Origin of the sequence: Hwangdonia sp. (genome assembly GCF_048381975.1) — a bacterium.
Lineage (GTDB): Bacteria > Bacteroidota > Bacteroidia > Flavobacteriales > Flavobacteriaceae > Hwangdonia > Hwangdonia seohaensis.
In genome coordinates this window covers 57,069-78,160 of sequence record NZ_JBLWYT010000009.1, presented here as the reverse complement: position 1 = coordinate 78,160, position 21,092 = coordinate 57,069, and the positions used below count along the sequence as shown (strand labels likewise).

The 21,092-nt window shown below is 35.7% G+C and carries 14 protein-coding genes; 5 read left to right on the top strand and 9 right to left on the bottom strand.

The annotated features are described in order from the left end of the window. Nucleotides 1-7: 7 nt before the first annotated feature. The 3 genes from ACN5J7_RS14725 to ACN5J7_RS14715 are packed head-to-tail and all read right to left on the bottom strand — an operon-like array spanning nt 8 to nt 3,111. On the bottom strand, nt 8-1,021 hold the full coding sequence (locus ACN5J7_RS14725; RefSeq protein WP_418604493.1) for a hypothetical protein: 1,014 nt from the start codon (nt 1,019-1,021) through the stop codon (nt 8-10). 8 nt (nt 1,022-1,029) lie between these two features. Further along, a complete protein-coding gene (locus ACN5J7_RS14720) occupies nt 1,030-2,100 on the bottom strand; it encodes a hypothetical protein (protein WP_311938720.1) in 1,071 nt (356 codons plus the stop codon). A 3-nt stretch (nt 2,101-2,103) separates the two neighbouring features. Further along, complete coding sequence (locus ACN5J7_RS14715) at nt 2,104-3,111, bottom strand: hypothetical protein (RefSeq protein WP_418604492.1); 1,008 nt, start codon at nt 3,109-3,111, stop codon at nt 2,104-2,106. A gap of 356 nt (nt 3,112-3,467) precedes the next feature. On the opposite strand from ACN5J7_RS14715, the gene ACN5J7_RS14710 reads away from it, so the two are divergent. From ACN5J7_RS14710 to ACN5J7_RS14690, 5 genes are all read left to right on the top strand, one after another. Beyond that, entirely contained in the window at nt 3,468-5,255 is a 1,788-nt protein-coding gene (locus tag ACN5J7_RS14710; RefSeq protein ID WP_418604491.1) for a tetratricopeptide repeat protein, read from the top strand. Between the two features lie 5 nt (nt 5,256-5,260). Beyond that, entirely contained in the window at nt 5,261-5,995 is a 735-nt protein-coding gene (locus tag ACN5J7_RS14705; protein WP_418604490.1) for a LytR/AlgR family response regulator transcription factor, read from the top strand. Nucleotides 5,996-6,191: 196 nt separating this feature from the next. Then, nucleotides 6,192-6,704 (top strand): azurin, encoded by a 513-nt coding sequence (azu, locus tag ACN5J7_RS14700; protein WP_418604489.1) that lies wholly within the window; start codon nt 6,192-6,194, stop codon nt 6,702-6,704. 273 nt (nt 6,705-6,977) lie between these two features. Beyond that, nucleotides 6,978-8,870, top strand: a complete 1,893-nt coding sequence (locus ACN5J7_RS14695) for a family 16 glycoside hydrolase (RefSeq protein ID WP_418604488.1) — start codon at nt 6,978-6,980, stop codon at nt 8,868-8,870. Between the two features lie 2 nt (nt 8,871-8,872). Continuing rightward, nucleotides 8,873-10,816 (top strand): auracyanin family protein, encoded by a 1,944-nt coding sequence (locus ACN5J7_RS14690; protein ID WP_418604487.1) that lies wholly within the window; start codon nt 8,873-8,875, stop codon nt 10,814-10,816. Nucleotides 10,817-10,829: 13 nt separating this feature from the next. On the opposite strand, the gene ACN5J7_RS14685 is transcribed toward ACN5J7_RS14690, so the two are convergent. The 6 genes from ACN5J7_RS14685 to ACN5J7_RS14660 all read right to left on the bottom strand — a co-directional run bounded on the left by ACN5J7_RS14685 (nt 10,830) and on the right by ACN5J7_RS14660 (nt 21,084). After that, nucleotides 10,830-11,519: an SGNH/GDSL hydrolase family protein gene (locus tag ACN5J7_RS14685; RefSeq protein ID WP_418604486.1), complete on the bottom strand. Its 690-nt coding sequence runs from the start codon at nt 11,517-11,519 to the stop codon at nt 10,830-10,832. A 41-nt stretch (nt 11,520-11,560) separates the two neighbouring features. After that, nucleotides 11,561-14,923, bottom strand: a complete 3,363-nt coding sequence (locus ACN5J7_RS14680; RefSeq protein ID WP_418604485.1) for a ThuA domain-containing protein — start codon at nt 14,921-14,923, stop codon at nt 11,561-11,563. 30 nt (nt 14,924-14,953) lie between these two features. Next, nucleotides 14,954-16,258 (bottom strand): xylose isomerase, encoded by a 1,305-nt coding sequence (gene xylA, locus ACN5J7_RS14675; protein ID WP_418604484.1) that lies wholly within the window; start codon nt 16,256-16,258, stop codon nt 14,954-14,956. A gap of 1 nt (nt 16,259) precedes the next feature. Beyond that, nucleotides 16,260-17,741, bottom strand: a complete 1,482-nt coding sequence (locus tag ACN5J7_RS14670) for a xylulokinase (protein ID WP_418604483.1) — start codon at nt 17,739-17,741, stop codon at nt 16,260-16,262. 33 nt (nt 17,742-17,774) lie between these two features. Next, entirely contained in the window at nt 17,775-20,591 is a 2,817-nt protein-coding gene (locus ACN5J7_RS14665; RefSeq protein WP_418604482.1) for a TonB-dependent receptor, read from the bottom strand. Between the two features lie 94 nt (nt 20,592-20,685). Next, nucleotides 20,686-21,084 carry a transmembrane 220 family protein gene (locus ACN5J7_RS14660; RefSeq protein ID WP_418604481.1) on the bottom strand — a complete coding sequence of 133 codons (399 nt, stop codon included), beginning with the start codon at nt 21,082-21,084 and terminating at the stop codon, nt 20,686-20,688. Nucleotides 21,085-21,092: the final 8 nt, after the last annotated feature.

Below are 21,092 nucleotides of genomic sequence, written 5' to 3'. Positions count from 1 at the left end.
ATTAATACTATTTAGTGTTTAAATTATCCACTGAGATTTCTCCTATTTTTTGAGTTAGCGTTTTGTCTTTATAAACCTCTATGATTCTACTTTCTAGGGAAAAAGACAGTTTTAACTTATTGTGCTTGGTATCTTCGGAAGCTTTTATTTTTACCTTATAAACTAAAAAAATTGGACTCCCTTTTTGAAACTTAAGCGCTTTTGCTTTTTCAACGGCCATTGGTAAAAAGATACCACTACTGCTGTGCTTTAGTTTTTTCTCATTTTCATCAGTGGCTTCAAACCAAGAAGAATGAAGAAATTGCTTTCCGTTCAAGGGATTAAAGATAAAATAGCCTTTTTTATTAAAATCATAAGGGTTTTGACCAAATTTAGCACTTATGCCTGCCTTACTTACGTAATATGCTATAAGCTCATCCTTAGGGAAAAATGTTTGGCTCCAAGTTTGTAATTCTTCTAAAATATCTTTTGTAAAGCTCGTATAGCTTCGGTGTTGTTTAAACTCATTTACATTAAAATTACGCACACCACCCCAGTAAGATGGTTTCGGGCGCTCACCATATTTGCCTATGGCATAAGAACAGGGTTGGGTACTTGAATCATCACAAAAATATTTCTCCAACACCATTTCAGAACACACCAAACCTGCCAATCTTAATAAATGACTTTGTGCAAAAACCGAATTATCAACTTTTTTATCAGCAGCTTGAGAATAATCTTTTTTAGTGAGTTTGTTTTTATCCATATCACTATAGGCAACAGACATATACTTCATTTTCACTAACTCTTCAAATGCCTTTTGAGTACTTAATTCTTTGTTTATCTTTTTAAAAAGAAGGTCTCCGAATCTTGGCAAACCATTATGGGCTTCAATTTCTACATCGATAAAGTTAGAAGAAGGAGCCATAAATGTTATATAACCATCATTAACGTTTTTGGATTGCGCGTTTAATTGTAAGGTTATCGCGCATAATACATAGAAAGTAATGGTTTTTAAAATGATTTTGTTATAAAGCTTCATGGTATAATTTATTTAACCGATAAGTTTTCATCTATCGAAATTTCGCCTATTTTAGTTTTTAAATCTTCGGTATCGTACAATTCTATGGTAGAGTTTTCTAATGAAAAAGATGATTTAATAGCCTCTCTATATGGGTCTATGCCCTTTAACAATACCTTTATTTTAAAAACCATATAGATAACCCTCGTCTTTTCAGAAAATTGTTCAGCATTATTTGCAGGCATTTTATATAAAATAGATGAAACATTTGAACTTGTTAGTTTTCGCTCATTAGCTGTATTAGGAGCCAAATTGTAAAACCGAAGGGAAAACCAACTACTCTGGCTGCTATGGAAACTTAGCCAAAACCCCTTATTTTTAAAATCGTAAGTACCAAGTCTAGATGTTAAAACCATATAAGCATCTATGGTATTGTTTGTAAATAAACTAGTACTCCAATTTTTTAATGGTTCGAGATGTTGCGAAACGTAACTTGTATAACTATTTAATTTTCTAAACTCGTTGGCTCCTTGGCCTCCCCAGGGTAATAAATGGCGAGTTCCTCTATAAAAATTTTCAGGTGTATAATTGCAGTCGTTTATTTTTGGATTACAGAAATATTTATTTATAAGCCTAACACTACTTACGGCATTTGCAAGCTTTAGCAATTGGTTTTGAGCTTGCAACGAGTTTTTTTCGTTTTTATACATACTACTAGCTTGCACAGTGAATGATTCTTTATCCAAATCTTTGTAAACTTCTGCCATATATTTCATGCGTAGAAGTTGTATAAAAGCTTGTCTGCTTTCAGAAAGTTTAGCATTTTTTATGTCAATTCCTTGTGCTTGAACTATTTTATGACTTAAATGGCTACCGTCTGGCAGTAGGGAGTAACTGTTTTGTTTTCCAAACCTTAAAAGGCCATTATGGGTTTGCAAAACAAGAGGTATATGGTTTTGAGAGGTCGACTTAAATGTTTTTGTATCGTTATATCCTATTTTTTTGATAGCATCGGTGGTGTCTGTTTGGGCATTTGCTATGCCGTAAAACATTACAAATTGTATTACAAATAATACTTTCAATTTTTTTATGTGTATCATAGTTTAGTTTTCTAAAGAAATCTCACCAACCTTTTTTGTTAAAGCTGCATCTTTGTATAATACAATAATCGGGCTTATAAAATGATGATCAAACTCAGGGATTTCTGGAGTTCTATTGTTTTGATCTTCAACAAAGGGTTTAATTGTAACTTTTATTTTAGCAGCTGCATACAAGGTATTAAGCATTACAGTTCCTCTATTTAATTTAGTTGGTTGTTGTATTTTTTCTGCCTCTTCGGGCGAGATTTTAAATAAAACTTTTATAGCAGGTGTTGTATTGAGTTTGTTTTTTTCTGAATACAATTTAGTTTCGAAACCATGTTTTGGGACATAATTTTTAAAAAAATTATACTTAGTTGAAAACCTACTATTACGCTGACGCACGGTAGAGAGTATAATGTTTACCCAATAGCCTTTTTTATCAAAGTCATAATCTTTTAGTCTTATCATATTTACCCAATAGCCATTAATGCTATTGTTTTTTAGTATTGTGTTGCTCCAATTTCTTAAACCATCTAAATTATTAGCTACAAAATCTTTATAATTTCTCCTGCGTTCAAACTCATTTGTACCCGCATGAATATCTCCAGTGGTTTCAGTACAGATTTGACTAGCAAGTTTCCAGAAATGTTGTTGCGCTTTATATGAGTTTTCCTCTTTTTTGGTAGTGCCATTAGGCCTGGTTAAAGCCCGAACGGTTCTATTAAAATCGTTGTACATCGCTTTCATATAATCCATTTGAATTAGGCCTATGTAACTTGAATAGCTTTCACTTATTAACTTTGATTTCTCTCTTGAATTGGGCTCAATTTTACCTCGAGATATTTCATATCTATTTAAAACACCAAACCGTGGTAAACCATTATGGCTTTGCAATAGAATGTCTTTATAGTTTTCAGAAGGGGATTTTATCATAAAAACATCACTCGTATCAAAATTATAGGTGCTGGTTTGTGCATTTATTGAAATGCAAAAAAGAAGAATATACGGAAGCAGTTTTATAGTTTTCATACCAGAATATTTATTTCATAGCTAATTAAATTTAGGCATAAACTTTATAGGTAATTTTTATAATTAGTATTCGGGGTATTTCGGTTTATATTCGGGAATATTTGAAGCAAATCAATTCGACTCTCCATTTTATATCAAGATACTGTTTTTGTTTTATTCCACATTATTTTTGGAATTCGTAAAACATGTACGATGTAAACCAGATTAGATTAATCTTATTAAGTATGGGCAAATCAAGTATAACACAGTGTTATATCATGGATTACAAATGGTAAAAAAATATTTTGACTTGCAGCAAAATTCGCATACAAAAAGGATTATATTTACATTATAACCGTAAACTTAGTTGAAATTGAATGAAAATTTTAAAGAAAAAAATAATATTACTTCTACTTTTTTTAATTCAATTTACTTTCGCACAAAAACAAGATTCAATTTCGACACTATTAAATAGCTACATTCCTTCAGACACTTTAAGGAGCAGGCAACTAATAAATGCCTCTAATTATTTCACATATAGCAATCCGCAAAGAGCCTTAAAGTATATTAATGAAGGCTTGACTATTGCAAAGAAAAAGAATTGGAAAAACGGAACAGCTCTAGCCTTAAATCAAAAAGGTAGTATCTATTACACAATGGCCGACAATCTGAAGGCTTTAGATAATTTTTTAGAAGCTTTGAGTATGGCGGAACAAGTTAACAACCAAAAGCTTACACTTAATTTATACAACAATATCGCCAATATTTATGCCGACATGAAAGATTTTGATAAGGCTTTGGATAATTACAATAAATGCTTAAATATTTCTGCGCAACAAAAAGACAGTATCAATCAAATAAGGGCATTTAATAATATTGGCAATGTGTATAGCGAAACGCATCAAGTAGATAAATCGCTAACCTATTTTGATAAGGCATTGTTTTTAGCCCAAGAACTAAACAATACTTTTTTTGTTGCTGCAATTATTAACAATAAAGGACTAGCGTATAAAAGAAAAGAAGACTATAAAAATTCTTTAAAATATTACTCAGAAGCACTACGGCTTTCGCAAAATATTAATAATAAATATATTGAAGCAACGGCGTTAAACAGTTTAGGCAAGGTATATGTGTTACAAAATGAATTTAATCAAGCAAAAAAATATGCCGAAAAAGCGCTAATAGTTTCTAAAAATATTGATGCTGTTGAGTGGCAAGCAGATTCGTGGCAGGTTTTAAACCAAGCTTACGAAAATGATAAGAATTACGAAAGGTCTTTATTCGCCTATAAACAATATATAAAATTAAGAGATAGTGTTACTTCTCAAGAAAAAAATGCTGATTTAACAAAAAAGGATATGCAGTATCAGCTTGATAAGCAAGACGCTTTGGCCTCTGCAGAAATTAGAAGGCAATCTTTAATTAAAAATACGGCCATTGGTATTGGAGGCTTTTTATTGCTGTTTGCTGTAGTTGGCTATTTATTATACAAACGAAAGCGCGATGCCGATCAGCTGAAAAACACGGCAGAAATTAAAGCAAAAATGGCAGAAACTGAGTTAAAGGCATTACGCTCACAAATGAACCCTCATTTTATTTTTAATTCCTTAAACTCTATTAGCAATTATTTACAAACCAATAATACGGTAAAAGCAGACGAATATTTAGCTAAATTCTCTAGATTAACACGTTCTATTTTAGAAAATTCTGAAAAAAAATGGATTCCGCTTCGTGAAGATTTAGAGCTTTTAAAACTTTATATAGAGATAGAATCATTACGTCTTAAAAATAAATTGTCTTATCATATAAAAATTGATGAAAACATGGATATTGACAACACTTTGATTCCACCATTAATTTTACAGCCATTTATTGAAAACAGTATATGGCATGGAATATCAAAGAAAGAAAATGATGGCACTATTTTAATAGAAATTAGCAGTGCCAATCAAAACTTAATTTGTGCTGTTGAAGATAATGGCCTTGGCAGAAATGGTACAATTAAAAATCCTAATAAAAACAATAATTCTATGGGCATAAAAATTACGAATCAAAGATTAGACATTATTAACGAGATTAAAAATGTAAAAGGAACCATCAATTTTATTGATAAAAAACAGGGGTTACGCGTTGAAATTTCTCTGCCTCTTGAGCTTAAATTTTAATTAGGATGATAAAAGCAATATTAATAGATGACGAACTGCATTGTACAGAGCGCTTACAGACCTTACTTTTAAAATATTCAGATAATATACATATCATCGGCGTATATCATAACGTAGAAGATGCCAAAAATAGTATAGAAAAGTTAAAGCCAAATTTAGTCTTTTTGGATATTCATTTAAATGAAAGTACCGCCTTCGATTTATTAAAGTCCCTTAAACAAAAAAAATTTCAAATTATATTCACAACCGCTTATGATAAATATGCTATAGAAGCAATAAAATTTAGTGCTTTTGATTATTTATTGAAACCCATTGATAGCTTCGAACTAAAAGATACTTTGGCAAGACTAAAAAACACAACAAACTCACACAAAAAGTTAGACGCATTGTTTTACAACACCTCTAAAGAAGTGGAAAAAAAAATAATTATTGCTACCGAGAAAGAAACTTTCTTTTTAAATATATCTGACATTGTACGCTGTAAAGCAGACGGAAGTTATACAACGTTTTTTTTAGCAAATGGAAAAAGTGTCATTGCCTCAAAAACTTTAAAACACTTTGATGAATTACTAAGCACATATGCATTTTATAGAACGCACCAATCTCATCTTATAAACACAAAATTTATTGGCAAAAATATTAAAGGAACAAATGCTTATGTTATTATGAACGACAAAAGTGAAATCCCTATCGCAAAGAGAAGAAAAGAAGATTTTTTAAACACCATAAACGAGTTATAAAATAAACAACTCTAAACAAAACCGCGTAAAACCTTCAAACACGCTCCATCTTGCAAAACAGATTGACTATTCTTACCACGTATAATTTATTTCAGTGAATAATACTGCACAAAGGTATTGGTTATAATCGCTATATTTGGTCTTAAAATCAGACAGCCAATAGCTGACAATATAAAATTAACTTAAAACACTAAAAATGAGAACGATTAAATATGCATTAGCATTTATTTTTTCCTGCGCCATATTGCTTGGTTGTGGAGGAAAAGAAGAAAAAAAGAAAGAAGGTTTTACTTACGAAAACAAAAAAAGTACGACAAAAAAAGTTGAAGAAAGCGACCCTAACCAGGTGGTCTTAACCTCTAATGACCAAATGCAGTTTAATAAAACTGAAATTAGGGTAAAAGCAGGTAAAAAGGTCAAGTTAACGCTTAAGCATATAGGGAAGTTAGACAAGAAAATAATGGGACATAATTTCGTTTTACTAAAACAGGGCATAAGTGTTTCTGCTTTTGGTAACCAGGCAGCCACTTTTGCTGAAAACGAATATATTCCTGAAGATACCAAAGATATTATTGTACACACCAAACTAATTGGCGCTGGTGAAACAACGGTGATAGAATTTGATGCTCCGGCAGTTGGCGAATACGATTTTTTATGTAGTTTTCCGGGGCATTATGCCATTATGAAAGGTAAATTTATTGTAGAGTAATTTAAAATAAACCATACCAATTGTACCAAAAAGTCTGAGATTTATATCCTCAGACTTTTTTGTTTTCTAGCATTGGCGCAACGATTAGTGGTTTGTTTTTTTAGTTTAATTTTTTTCAGTGAATAATACTGAACAACATTATTGATATAAATATCTATATTGTATGTTTTAACAAGATATATTTATGAAACTTCTATAACGAGAATTCAATATCCAAGAAGATGATTATATGGAAGCTACATGTGACCATTGAATAACAATTAACATAAACACATGAAAATCAAATTTTTATTAATCCTTGTCCTTTTTGGGCTTTGTCTATCTGCTCAAGAAGAAATAAAACTCGATAACTTAAACGACTTCAAAGCACAAGCCGGAAACTGGCAAATAGTGGGTGACGTAACGGTAAATAGGCATGTTGATGTGCATCACGAAGCAACAGAAGAAGACGATTCAAAAAAGAAAAAGAAACGTAGAAAGAAAAAAAGAAATGCCATCGAGCCTCCAAAAGCCATTGTGTCTACCCCAGGAACAGGGATTCTTTTAAATATAAATGATAAAGAAAAGCATGATGCTTTAATTACCAATTGGGAACACGGAGATTTACTTTTGGAGTTGGAGGTATTGCTTCCCAAAGGATCCAATTCTGGGATCTATTTTCAAGGGCGTTATGAATTGCAGTTAAAAGACAGTTGGGGCGTTAAAAACCCCTTAGGGTCTGATATGGGTGGATTTCATAACAATTGGGAAACAGATGAAGCTAAAATTTTCAGAGGCATACCGCCAACTAGCAATGCTTCAAAAGCACCGGGGTTATGGCAAACATATAAAGTGCATTTTCAGGCACCACGTTTTGATGAGACGGGTAAAAAAACAGCAAACGCTAAATTTATTTCAGTCGATTTAAATGGTGTTCGAATCCATAGCAATGTCGAAGTTCCAACATATACCGGCGGCCCCATTGAAAAGAACGAAGTGGCCAAAGGCCCGCTATTAATACAAGGAAACCACGGACCCGTTGCCATCAGGAATTTTAAATATCAATTATTGAAAGAATCTTCAGTGGAGCTCACATCACTTTCGCATGTTATCTACAAAGGCGCGTTTAAGGGATTGGACGAATTGAACGAAAACGCTAAAGTGGCAACCGGTAAATCCAATAAAATCGATATTCTTAGTGTTGGTGAAGAAGATGAATATGGTATCATGTACATCGGAACTTTGGATGTTGCCGAAAAAGATGATTATATAATTAGCGTGGGTTATACCGGAGGTGTAAAGCTTATTTTTGATAATAAAAAAATAGTAGAAGATAATTCTTCGAGCGGTGAAGGCTGGCTAAATGAAGAAGTGACCTTATCAAAAGGAACACATAAATTCATTCTTATCAATATTAAATCTGCTGCGTGGAGAGCACCACGATTGGGATTGTCTATTAAAAGCAAATCCACCAATTCAAAAGATTTTCACACCTATGATTCTTATCCGCCCAATATAAATACGGTATCTCCAATTTTTGTGCAACCGGATTCTAAACCCCGTTTGTTAAGAGCCTTTGTGAGTTTTAATGGTAACGGCAAACGCTTGTCGCACACCATTGGCGTTGGCACACCGGAAGGTGTCAATTATATTTACGATTTAGGCGCAGGCAACCTTGTGGGTGTTTGGCGTGGCGAGTTTGTCGATGCAACGCCCATGTGGCACAGCCGTGGTGATGGATCGTTTAAACCAAAAGGTGCGGTGCAGTGGACGTTCTTGAACCAACCTATTGCGCAACTTTCTGATTTAAATACTGCTTTTCCGGAAACAGGAACCGCACCAGAATTTGTTTCAAAAGGTTATGTAATCAATAAAACCACTTGGTTGCCAGTCTTTAAATACCGTTACAAAGATGTTGATATTGAAAATAGAATCACACCCGACCCTAACAATAATTATGTGGTTCACGACATTCAATTTTCAAAATCCGGATTAACAAATTGGTATTGCAAATTGGCTTCCGGCGAGGTTGAAAAAATGTCTGACGGCGCTTATCTTATAAAGGATAAACAGTATTATGTTAAAGTACGCACAGGTCAAAATCCTATAGTTCGAAAAGTTAACGGCGAAACAGAATTGATAATTCCTGTTGATGGTAGTAACATTAAATATGAAATAATTTGGTAAAGATGATAAACAAAGTAATTCATAATAAAATTAAAGTAATAATCGTATTGATTGTGATTGGTTTTTCACAAATTGTACTGGCTCAAAATGCACCTAAAGAAGAAGATTACTACCGCATAACAAAAGTGCCCACTCCAGAAGGGGTTAAGGTTGAAGGCGGCGGTGTTTTGTCGTTACCCGATGGCACCATTGCGGTTTGTACCAGACGTGGCGATGTTTGGATTATCGAAAACCCAACCATGGCAAATGGCTATCCGTCCAAATTTATAAAGTTTGCATCCGGATTGCACGAACCTTTGGGTTTGGCCTATAAAGATGGCGCGCTATACACGGCACAACGCGGCGAACTCACTAAGCTTGTAGATACTGATGGCGATAGGATAGCCGATGTTTACGAAACGGTTTATGCATGGCCATTATCAACACATTATCACGAATATTCTTTTGGTCCCGTTATAGCTCCAGATAACGCTTTTTTTGTAACGGCTAATGTGGCTTTTGGAAATGAAGAGTGGTGGCGAGGCGAAAGTCGTGTGCCATGGCGCGGATGGACCATGAAGATTTATGAAGATGGCCGAATGGAACCTTGGGCCACTGGAATGCGTTCGCCAGCGGGTTACGGACTTATTGATGATGAATTGTTTTATACCGATAACCAAGGCGATTGGGTTGGTTCTGGAGGTTTGTGGCACTTGCCTAAAGGCGTGTTTACAGCACATCCGGCGGGTCTTAAATGGAGCGAACATAAAGATTCGCCTATAAAGCTTACCAAAGAAGCATTTTATGGTAAAATTGATAAACGCCAAGTTAAAAAAAATGGACGCTATGTAAAGCCTGAAAATATTATAGATGAGGAAGACCCCGATTTTGTTTATGAAGCAAAAGCATCTTTTCCCGAAGTGCAATTGCCTGCAGTGGTATTGCCACACGGTATTTTGGGTATTTCAAATTCCGAAATAAAAGTAGATAAAACAGGAGGGAAGTTTGGGCCATTTAGCGGACAGGTTTTTGTTGGCGATATGGGACAAAGCAAAATCATGCGCGTGGTTCTTGAAAAAGTAAAAGGCGAATATCAAGGTGTGGCTTTCGATTTTAGATCGGGCTTCCAATCGGGTGTGATGCGTATGGATTTTGACCAAAACGGAAACCTTTTTGTAGGCGAAACCAATAGAGGTTGGGGGTCGGCCGGAACTACTAATTCTGGTTTGGAGTTCCTTACTTGGACAGGACGTATACCATTTGAAATGAAAACCGTAAAATCGATGCCCGATGGTTTTGAGATTGAATTCACAAAACCAGTCGATAAAAGTTCTGCTGAAGATTTAGACTCGTATCAAGGTAAAAGTTATATTTATAAATATCATGCCGCTTACGGAAGTCCGCAAGCCAATCTGGAAACCATTAATTTAAAAGGGGTTAAAGTAAGTGACGATGGTTATAAGGTGCGTATTGTAACCGATAATTTAAGACCGTTTTATGTACACGAAATCACTTTAAATGGTGTTAAGGAAAAGGGATCGGGGCAGATAACATTGCACCCAACGTTTTATTATACTTTAAATAATATTGCTGAAGGCGACAAGCTAGCATTATCTCAACTTTCAACCAAACGATCTTCAAGTATTAAAAAGAAAGTTGCAAAAAAAACCAAGGCCTCTAAAACAGCCGTAGCTAAAAAAACAAAAACGGTTTTAACCGATGCACAGGTGCAACCACTTTTAACCAACAATACCTGTGTAGCTTGTCATCATAAAGAAAAAAGAATTGTTGGGCCATCTTTTAAGCTAATAGCCAAACGCAATTATACCGATGAGGAAATGGTAGACCTTATTTACAATCCGCAGCCTAAAAACTGGCCGGAATATGCCACACCAATGGCGCCGATGCCTCAGGTTCCAAAAGACGAAGCGCTTAAAATTGCGGCTTGGATTAATTCTTTAAAATAGTTATTGATATAGTTTATTCAAGATTTAAGTTCAATTTTTTAGCAATTTCTTGGGTTATTAAAGTAGCTTCAATCTTAACACCCTCATTGTTAAAGTGTACGCCATCATTTGTGTAATAATTTAAGTTATGAGCTGTATTTGAATAAAAATCTATAAGAGGAATATTGTTCTCTTTTGTGAAATTAGTAAGGTATTTGTTGCGCTCAATAATTTGCTTATTTCTAGGAGCAAATTCATTCAAATTATTCTTGTCCCTTATAGCGGTTGAATTCACCCAAATAACAGATTTTTTTGCATTTTTATTTAGCAAATTATAAGCTATAGGCACATATTTTGAATAGGCTTCAATAGGATAATCTTCTCCGTGCAAACCGTTGTTAAAGGATATAACATCAAATGTGTATTGCTTTAAAACCAATTCGAGTTGTTCAATAAAAATAGGGTCTCCAAGGCTTTTAGATGTTGTAAATTTACTGCAGCTCGCATACGATTCGAGGTTGCTTGCAACAATACCATAATATCTTTCTACATGAGAATCTCCCACAATTAAAACTTTAGGAAGCTTGGTGTCATTAGTGTTAACAATCCAAGACCGTGTCCATTCTGTATTTTCATTGATAGTAATCCCGTTTTTCTTGTCAGTTTGATTAACGCATCCTAAAATTAAGCAGCATAACAATAGTAAAACACCTTTATTTAACATGAGATTTTTATTTATTAGTTGCTAGTTTTAGTATTTCTTTTTTAACGTTTATAATTCAACAAAATCCAATTGGCATTTGTAATGTATTGTTTTTTATCTTTTTCATTTTTAAATACAAGAAATAGCTCAGCTTCACCTGTTGTTGGTTTTACGGGTATGTTGTAATATTTCATTTGGCCTTTGTCTTTGTTGAAATATTTTAAATGGGTTTTACCAATAAGATTTCCGTTAGGTGCGTTTTCTCTAATTTCAATAGCACCTTCGTAAGCATAATTGCCCGCAAAAAAGGCAGCGAACTTTATGCTTTCCAACCCTTTTAAAGGCACCGTATCAAATTTTAAATAGGAATTATGAACAATAGAACCCACAAGATTTTCACCTGCGGCACTCCAATTACCTAAGCCACTACTTTTTTCAATGGCGCTTTCGGCTTGGATTTTTGGCGCTTTAAAAATAATTTGGTCTCTGGCCGAAAGTGTGGATTCTGGTTGTCCGTCGTTGCCACTATCCAAATAAGAAGCCATTAAAACGTACATGCCTTCGTTTTTACTGCCCATGTGTTCGTTAAATGTAATGCTGCCTTTAATTGGCAATTGCTTTTTTGTTTCGGCTTTGCCTGGTTTTAGCGATAAAATATAGGTAACCATTTTGTTAACTTCATCGGGCTTTAATTGCGGGTGCGCAGACATCATGGTTTCTCCCCAAACACCGCTTCCGCCTTCGATGATTTTACTGACTAAGTAACCAGCATCTTTGGTGTTGTATTTATTGGCAATCTCGATGTAAGTGGGGCCATTTACTTTTTCCTTGGTTGCATGACAAGCTTTACAATCGCTGCCATCAATAAGTTTTCTGCCTTCGGGCACCGTGTTTTGTTGATGCCCCAAAGTGGCTTTTATTAAATCGTTTCCTTCCGGAATATAATCTAAAGTTACTTTTACTTTATTGGCATCAATAGAGCCGTCTTCGGTACTTCCGTCTTGCTTGTCGTTAACAATTACGGTGTAATTTACTTTTTTATTATCCCAATAAGACTTGTTATTGGGCTCAATTTGAATGCTAATTTCGGGCGGGTCGTTTCCTATCAAAAGTTTGGTGTTTGCCGTTGATGTTTCGCCTTCTTTATCGGTTACTTTTAATTGGACGTTATACGTTCCAGATTGCTTAAAGGTGAACGAGGGAGTTGCTTCCGTTGATTGCACTTCGTTATTGGTAAAGGACCATGCGTAAGTTAGTTTATCATTATCATAATCTACAGACTTCAACCCTGAAAAATTAACCGTTAATGGTGCGGCTCCAACCGTTTTATCTGATGTTATTTTGGCAATTGGTTTTCTGTTTCCGCGTATATAGGAAACTCTATTTAAACGCGCATCCAGATTTTGGGTGTTCCATTTTTGACCATATTCCAAAACATATAAATTTCCGTCTGAACCAAAAATCATATCCATAGGATGCGAAAATTCGGTGTTAGGCATAAACGGTTCTGCTTTTTTATAGTTGTGGTTTTCGTCAAGCGTCACTACATAAATCCAATCCCTCATCCATTCGTAAACTATAAGTTTGCCTTCAAAATATTCGGGAAAAGCATTCGCGTTGGCATTAGGGTAATTTGAAGCGTGATAAATAGGACCCGACATGGGGTTTACACCACCAACGCCCAACCAAGGGAATTCTTCTGACTTATCATAAGAATACCAAATGAGTGATTCCTGAGCCACGGGAAGTTCTTTTAAACCCGTGTTATTTGGCGAATTATTGACCAAATGATTCGGGTCGAATTTTGCTCCCGATTCTTGGGTTGTAAAATTATAGTCGTTATAAACTTGATTGTTCCCTCGGGTGTATGGCCATCCCCAAAACCCGGCTGTTCTGGCTTGGTTGAACTCTCCCATACCTTTGGGGCCTCGGTTGGCATTATCAACACCAGCGTCTGGACCAACATCGCCCCAATATAAGAATCCTGTTTTGCTGTCGATTGAGGGTCTGAAAGGGTTTCTACAGCCCATCACATAAATTTCCGGTTTTGTATTTGGTGTGCCTTTGGGGAACAGATTGCCCTCTGGAATGGAATACGTGCCATCGTCTTCGGGCTTAATCCTTAAAATTTTTCCTCTAAAATCGTTGGTGTTGGCGGCTGATTTTTGAGCATCCCAAAGTACTCTCCCTTCGCGCTCGTCAATGGGAGCATAGCCAGAAGATTCAAAAGGGTTGGTGTTATCGCCTGTTGTGATAAATAAATTTCCATTAGGGCCAAACTCTAAAGAGCCACCGCTATGGCAGCACTCTCTAATCGTGGGAATTTTGATAAGTATTTTTTCAGAATCTAAATCCAGTTTTTTGTCAATTAGATTAAAACGCGAAACATGTTGCAAAGGTTCTTCACCTGGTGCTGAATAAAACAAATAAATCCAATGGTTTGATTTATAATTGGGGTCTACAGCCAAACCCAACAAACCATCTTCGTTGCCATAAAATAAATCGAGTTGCGCAATGGTTTCGGTTTGTTCTGTTTTAAAATCAAATAATTTTAACGCGCCTCGTCGTTCGACAAATAAGATACCTTCACCTGGAAGCTCATCCAACTCCATAGGTTCATTCAAATTGAAGTCTAACACCTGTTTTACAAATCGATTTTCTGGAGGTATGCGATCCGATTTTGCTTTTGCATAATCGAGTGTGTTTTTACCTATGGCATATTTAATTCCACCCAATAAATGTTTTAAAAATATGGGGTTTTTAAAGGTTTCGTCTGTGTGTCCCATTTCGGTATAAAAGGCACGCCCGCCATCAAAATCATGATACCACGAAATTGGATGATTTTCACCATTCGTGCCACCTTCGTAGCTTGTTTCATCAATGGTAATTAAAACATTAATATCTGGATTGATGTCTTTAAAATTATACCATTCATCTTCTTTTACCCAAGGAGTTTCAAGGTTTTTGGTCGACTCATGATTTTTATCTATCACATTGAGTGTCGCTTTTTGAATTTTTGGATGCCCATCAAAATAGGCGCCAACAAGTTTGTTGTACCAAGGCCATTCGTATTCCGTATCGGTAGCAGCATGCACGCCAACAAACCCACCACCGGCTTGAATATAGCGCTCAAAATCGGCTTGTTGTTCGTCGTTTAGAATATTGCCCGTGGTGTTTAAAAAAACGACTGCTGAAAAATGTTTTAAGGAATCCTCAACAAAATATAATGAATCTTCAGTGGCAACCACTTTAAAGTTGTTTTCTTTTCCCAGTTTTTTCAATGCTGTTATTCCAGCTTCAATTGAACCGTGTCTGAAACCTGCAGTTTTACTAAATACCAGTATTTTTTCTTCTTTTGTGCCACACGAAATAATCAAAATACTTATGATGAAAATCAGAATGGATTTTATAAATTTAGGTTTCATTTTAATGATAGTTAAGTTAAATATTGGTTGTTATATATAGCTGTTTATAAGCTGTTCCAAAAGTTCTTGTTTGCCGCTTTTCAATTCGGGTTCTCCATTTTTTGAAGCTAATTGATATAAGTCTTTTAAGCTTAGTTTGCCTGCTTCAAAATCCTTACCCGAACCGGAAATAAACGACTCATATCTTTTTTGCTTCATTTCCAAATAATTGGAATCAGACAATATTTTTTCTGCAGTTAAAAGTGCTCTCGCAAAGGTGTCCATACCGCTAATATGGGCTATAAATAAATCTTCCATATCGGTAGAATTCCGTCTCGTTTTAGCATCGAAATTAATACCGCCATGTTCAAAACCCTTGTATTGCAATATAATCATCATTGCCTCTGTGACCTCGTATATATTGGTTGGGAATTCGTCGGTATCCCAGCCATTTTGATAATCGCCTTTGTTGGCATCAATGCTTCCCAACATATTCGCATCGGCAGCTACTTGTAATTCATGGGCAAAAGAATGACCCGCTAAGGTGGCGTGATTGACTTCTAAATTTAATTTAAAATCCTTTTCCAAACAGTATTTATTTAGAAAACCCAATACGGTTGCGGCATCAAAATCGTATTGATGTTTGGTAGGCTCCATAGGTTTGGGTTCAATAAAAAAGGTGCCCGTGAAGCCTTGAGCCCTAGCATAATCTCTCGATTTGGTTAAAAACATGGCTAAGTGCTCTATTTCCTTTTTCATGTTGGTATTGTGTAACGACATATAACCTTCGCGTCCTCCCCAAAACACATAACCAGTGCCTCCAAGTGCTATGGTGGCATCAATGGCATTTTTCACCTGAACTGCCGCATTAGTTAATACATTAAAATCTGGATTTGTTGCCGCGCCATTCATGTATCGCGGGTTTGAAAACACATTGGCAGTGCCCCAAAGTAGTTTAATACCGTATTCGGCTTGTTTGGCTTGGGCGTAAGGTAAAATTTGATGTAATCGTTTTTCGATGTCAAAAACACTGCCATCACCCACTAAATCGGTATCATGGAAGCAATAATAAGGAATACTAAGCTTATCAATAAACTCGAAAGCCGCATCCATTTTGTGTCTTGCAGCGGTTAAAGGATCCGTATGGGCCCAAGGAAACGTTTTTGTTCCGGGACCAAAAGGGTCGCCGCCTTCGCCACAGAAGGTGTGCCAATACGACACAGCAAATTTTAAATGGTCTTTCATAGTTTTGCCGTTAACGAGTTGGTCTTCGTTATACCATTTGAAAGCGAGAGGATCTTTTGAATTTTTTCCTTCGTATTTAATTTTATTGATTTTTGGAAAGTATGTGCTCATCTTAGTATGTTTTTTTTAATTCTTTTTCCCAATTTTGATACGCATCTTCTAATTTAGATTGCATTTGCTTATTGGGTTGAATGGTTTCTAGTTTTTTAAACCGGCTAAAGGCTTCGTCTGAAGATTTATAAACACCAGCGCCAAGACCACTGCCAATTGCTGCTCCAATGGCGCCATCGGTGTCGTATATTTCTATTTGTGCACCAGATAGGGTCGCTAAGGTTTCTTTAAAAATGCGACTTTGAAACATATTATTGTTTCCTGCTTTTATAACATCTAACTTCAATCCCATGGATTTCATAATATTAATGCCATACTGAAAAGAAAAAACAATGCCTTCTTGTGCCGCGCGTAATACGTGCGCTTTGTTATGGATGTTAAAGTTAAGAAGTTTCCAAGTGCAGCCATTATTTGCGTCTTCCAAAATACGTTCGGCACCGTTCCCAAAAGGAAACACTTGCAAACCATTTGAACCCACCTCAACAGTTTCAGCCAATGCATTCATTTCGGAATAACTCAAACCCTGGGTTATGTTTTTTCTAATCCATGCATTCAATATGCCTGTGCCATTAATACAGGCCAATACGCCATATCGTGGTTGCCCGACTTTATGGTTAACATGCGCAAATACATTAACACGCGAACGTAAATCGGGTTTTATATCATCAACAACGCCATAAATAACACCGGATGTTCCCGCCGTTGCTGCAATTTCTCCGGGTTTTAATACGTTTAACGATAGGGCATTATTAGGTTGGTCACCAGATTTATAAGACACGGGGATGCCTTCGGGAAGTCCTAATTGTTTCGCAATTTCGCTTGTAATCGTGCCATGCGAGCTAAACGTATCGTGGATTTCCGGGATTAAAGAGTCTTTTAAATCATAATGGTTTAAAAGCGTTTCCGAAATGTTATCGGTTTTAAAATCCCAAAAAACACCTTCGGATAAACCGCTTACGGTAATTGTAATTTTATTGGTGAGTTTCATGGCAATAAAATCACCGGGTAGCATTATTTTGTAAATACACTCATACACATCGGGTTCATTGTCTTTAACCCATTTTAGTTTTGATGCGGTAAAATTTCCGGGAGAATTCAATAGGCTGTCCAAGCAGTATTTTTGGCCTAAAGCGTTAAAGGCTTCCTTTCCAATTTCGGATGCGCGACTATCGCACCAAATAATTGAAGGCCTTAATACCTGTTTGTTTTTATCAACTAAAACAAGTCCGTGCATTTGATAAGAAATACCTATGGCCGTAATAAGCGACTTATCAATTTTTGCGCTTTCAATGAGTTTTGGAACGATTAGTTTAACATAATCCCACCAAAGTTCGGGATCTTGTTCTGCCCACCCATGGCGATGCGCCATAATATCCATTTCGTTTTTTGGTTCGAAATTTTGAGCAATTATGGCACCATCAGAAGCTTGCAATAAGCTTGCTTTTATAGATGATGAACCAATATCCAATCCTAATAAATACATCGTTAAACTAGTTTATTTTTTTTTAGGTTTATGCTAAAAACTATAATTTAATTTCAATAAAGCCCTTCTTCGCAAAACGGGAAAAACCACAAAACTGGCATCCGGATTTGCGGCAATAAATTCGGGTGTTGCGCCATTGGCATTGGCTCCAAAACTATTGGCACCAAAAAAATTAGCTAAGCCTTCTGAATTAAAAAGATTGGTGACTAAAATATCTGCTGAAAGGTTTTTACTTATTTGATAGCCCGCGCCTATGTTAAAAATACTATAGGCCGGAAGCTTAAATCCGTTTGAAACGTTGCCATCTCGTTTACCCATAAACTGCCATTTGATAAAGGCTGAAATTTTATCTTTTTGATATTCGTTACTCAGATTAAACATAAGTTTAGGATTAAAAGGAAGCATGTTTCCTGAAAAATCTAAAATACTGTCGTCACTTGTATCAACGGAACCTGCGGCGTCATAAACTTTCCATTCGGTAGCTTTTGGATTTTGGAGAATCCCGTTAAAACGGAAGGTGAAATTTTGAAGCGGTGAATACGCGCTTTCCCACTCTAAACCTATGGTTCTCGATGTGTTAAATTGAATGGGCGTGTAAAAAATACTGTTATCGTCTGAGTCAAATTCAAAATTAGCAACACCAATATTTTTAAGCTGACTCCAAAATAAAGTGCTTGTAAATGAAAAGTCTTTAAGGTTATATTTTACACCAACTTCGGCTTGATATATTTTTTGTACTTCGCCTTTTTTGTTGATGGGAACGTTAGAGAAATTATTAAAATAATAGTTTAATTCAGGCGCTTTGTTTCCTTGTGAAAATCTGGCAAATAAAGCGGCTTCGTCATCAATTTTAAAGTTGATGCCGCCTGAAAAAGACAGATAGCTGTAGTTGTAATTGAAATTATCTTGTTCGCCTGTTGGCGCTAAAATACCATTATCGTAAGCTGTATTGTCATTTCCGTCTAAACCACCATTTTGTGTGAATGGTGCAAAACGGTCTTTGCTACCTTTATGTTTAATGGTCTCATAACGCAAACCTAAATCTAAATGCACGTTGTTGGAAACCTTCCATCGGTCATTAATAAACGTTGCTACTTGACTTACTTTAGCTCTGGAGTTCACAAAAAACAACCCGCCGTAATTACTAAGGCCGTTGGCATCTGATAATTCAATTACTGGGTCTCCAGGATTTTCAAGCGTTACCTGTAGCATTCTCGGGTTTGGTTCGTAGGTTACAAAGGCAAAACTTCCTTGTGTAAATAAAGAGGTGTCTGAAAAACCTAAAGCAAATCCTGTCGTAATATCATGACTTTCTAATGTTTTTTGCAAAGTAAATTGATTCATAAACTCGTCGGCTTTATTGTCTTTGTACCAAGCCGAGGTTCCCATAATGGCATCATTGGGCAAAGTGCCACTATCTAAATACTGTGCAGGTTGTCCAGCTAAAATACCGCTGTTATTTACTCTAGCGAGTTCAGAGCCTGATTGCGCATCATGAAAAACAACTTGCCCAATGGGGAAACTGGCACCACTAATAAAATAGGCTAGTGGGTTGTTTAAAGACACAAAAGCGTTACTTATTGAAGTTTGCCAATTCGCATCTTTGGTAGAAAATTTAATATTATTTTTTAGCAACCAATTATTGCCTAAATCTTGGAAGATATCAAAACCAAAAGCCAAATCTTTGGCGTGAACGCCCTGTGATGGATCAAAACTATTTGATGCACCTTGTGTAAGGTGTCGCCCGTCTGGAATACGGCCGTTAAAACTTGGCATTAACAGCGATGTTGAACCAAAATCCTGACCAAAAGCGGGCGTAGGGTTATCCCAATTTGTGGCAGCAACACCTGTGTATCTATTAGTTTTATCGTTTAAAATCTTTCCATAAAATTTTAAATATCCACGAGCATTCTTTTTAATGACATTGAATTTAAACTGTCCGCCTTTGCTAAACGTAAAATCTGTGTTTCTTGCGCCATCATCATGTCTGTAATGTCCGCCAGCATTGATAAACCAATCATTGCCTAATGGACCACCAAAGCTCGCATCAATTTTATATAAACTATTCCCTTCACCTTGAAAACCGTTGGATAATTGGATATCGCCACTAAACTTATTTCGAATACCTTGCGAAATAAAATTATAAATACCTCCGGGAGCATTAAGCGCCGTAATAGATGAACTGCCACCTCGTATGGCTTCCACTTTTTGGGTGGTTAAATCTAAACGATGGAAAAGGTCTGGACTATAATACGAGTGTTGCACAAGGCTAACGGGCAGCCCATCTTCTTGAAGCGATACATAATACCATCCCGTATCGTCTTCAGCGGAAGCTGAAATACCTCGTGTATAAACTTTCGTGAATACTTCACCTGCAGAGGCATCGGTGAATGTTCCCGGAATATTTTGAAGCAAATTTGCGGTACCTTGTGGATACACCTGTTGCATGTCTTTTGAACTGAGCGTGCTCATTGAGGTGCTTGATTCCAATTGAATTCTGGGATCAAAAGTACCTGTAACCACTATGGTTTGTAAGTTTAACAAATCTTCTTCCATATTAAATGAAAGTGTTACATCATTTTGTTCAACTTTAATAGTGTCTTTTATGGTTTTATATCCTAAATGGGATATGGTAATTATATAATTGTTAGAGCTGATATTAAGGATTTTAAAAACGCCATCTGTATTGGTTGTAGCCGCTTGGTTTGAAGGGCTTAATTGAATATTTGCACCTTGCAAAGGATTGCCAGAGGTATCTTTTACCATTCCGTTTATGTTAGCTTGAGATGAAACGGTTTTGCAAAAAACACATGTTATTGCTATTAAAAAAAGTACTGTAATTTTATTCATTTTTTATTTTGAAATAGGTTAAGTTTTTAAAATTAAGTTTTAATTATCATTTGAAAAAATGGAACGATTTTGAATCTTTTATCAACAATTATAACTAGGTTTTATGGCTGTTTTTTCTAATCCTTAATTGATAAAAAATGCCAAAAGCAGCTATTATAAGCCCAATAAATTCTCGGGTGCCTTCCAAATAAGGTTTGTCGTAAACCATTTCGCCGAAAATTTCTTCTTTGTTTTCTGTGTTTAAATAATCCATAAACAATGAAAAATGAAACACAGCGTAAGCCAACAAAGCGACTAGCGTTATGACTAAAAAGAGTTTTGGGATAGGTTTAAAACTGTTATAAAGGCACATAATTGCTACAATAAGGTAAATGGCGAACCATAAAATGCCATCGGGGTCATTCAATTGTAAAAGCGCAAAAATGATGAAGAGAATACAAAGGATAAAATTAATAACCTTCTTCTTTTTGCTTAATGGTTGAATAGGAATCATTGGTTTAA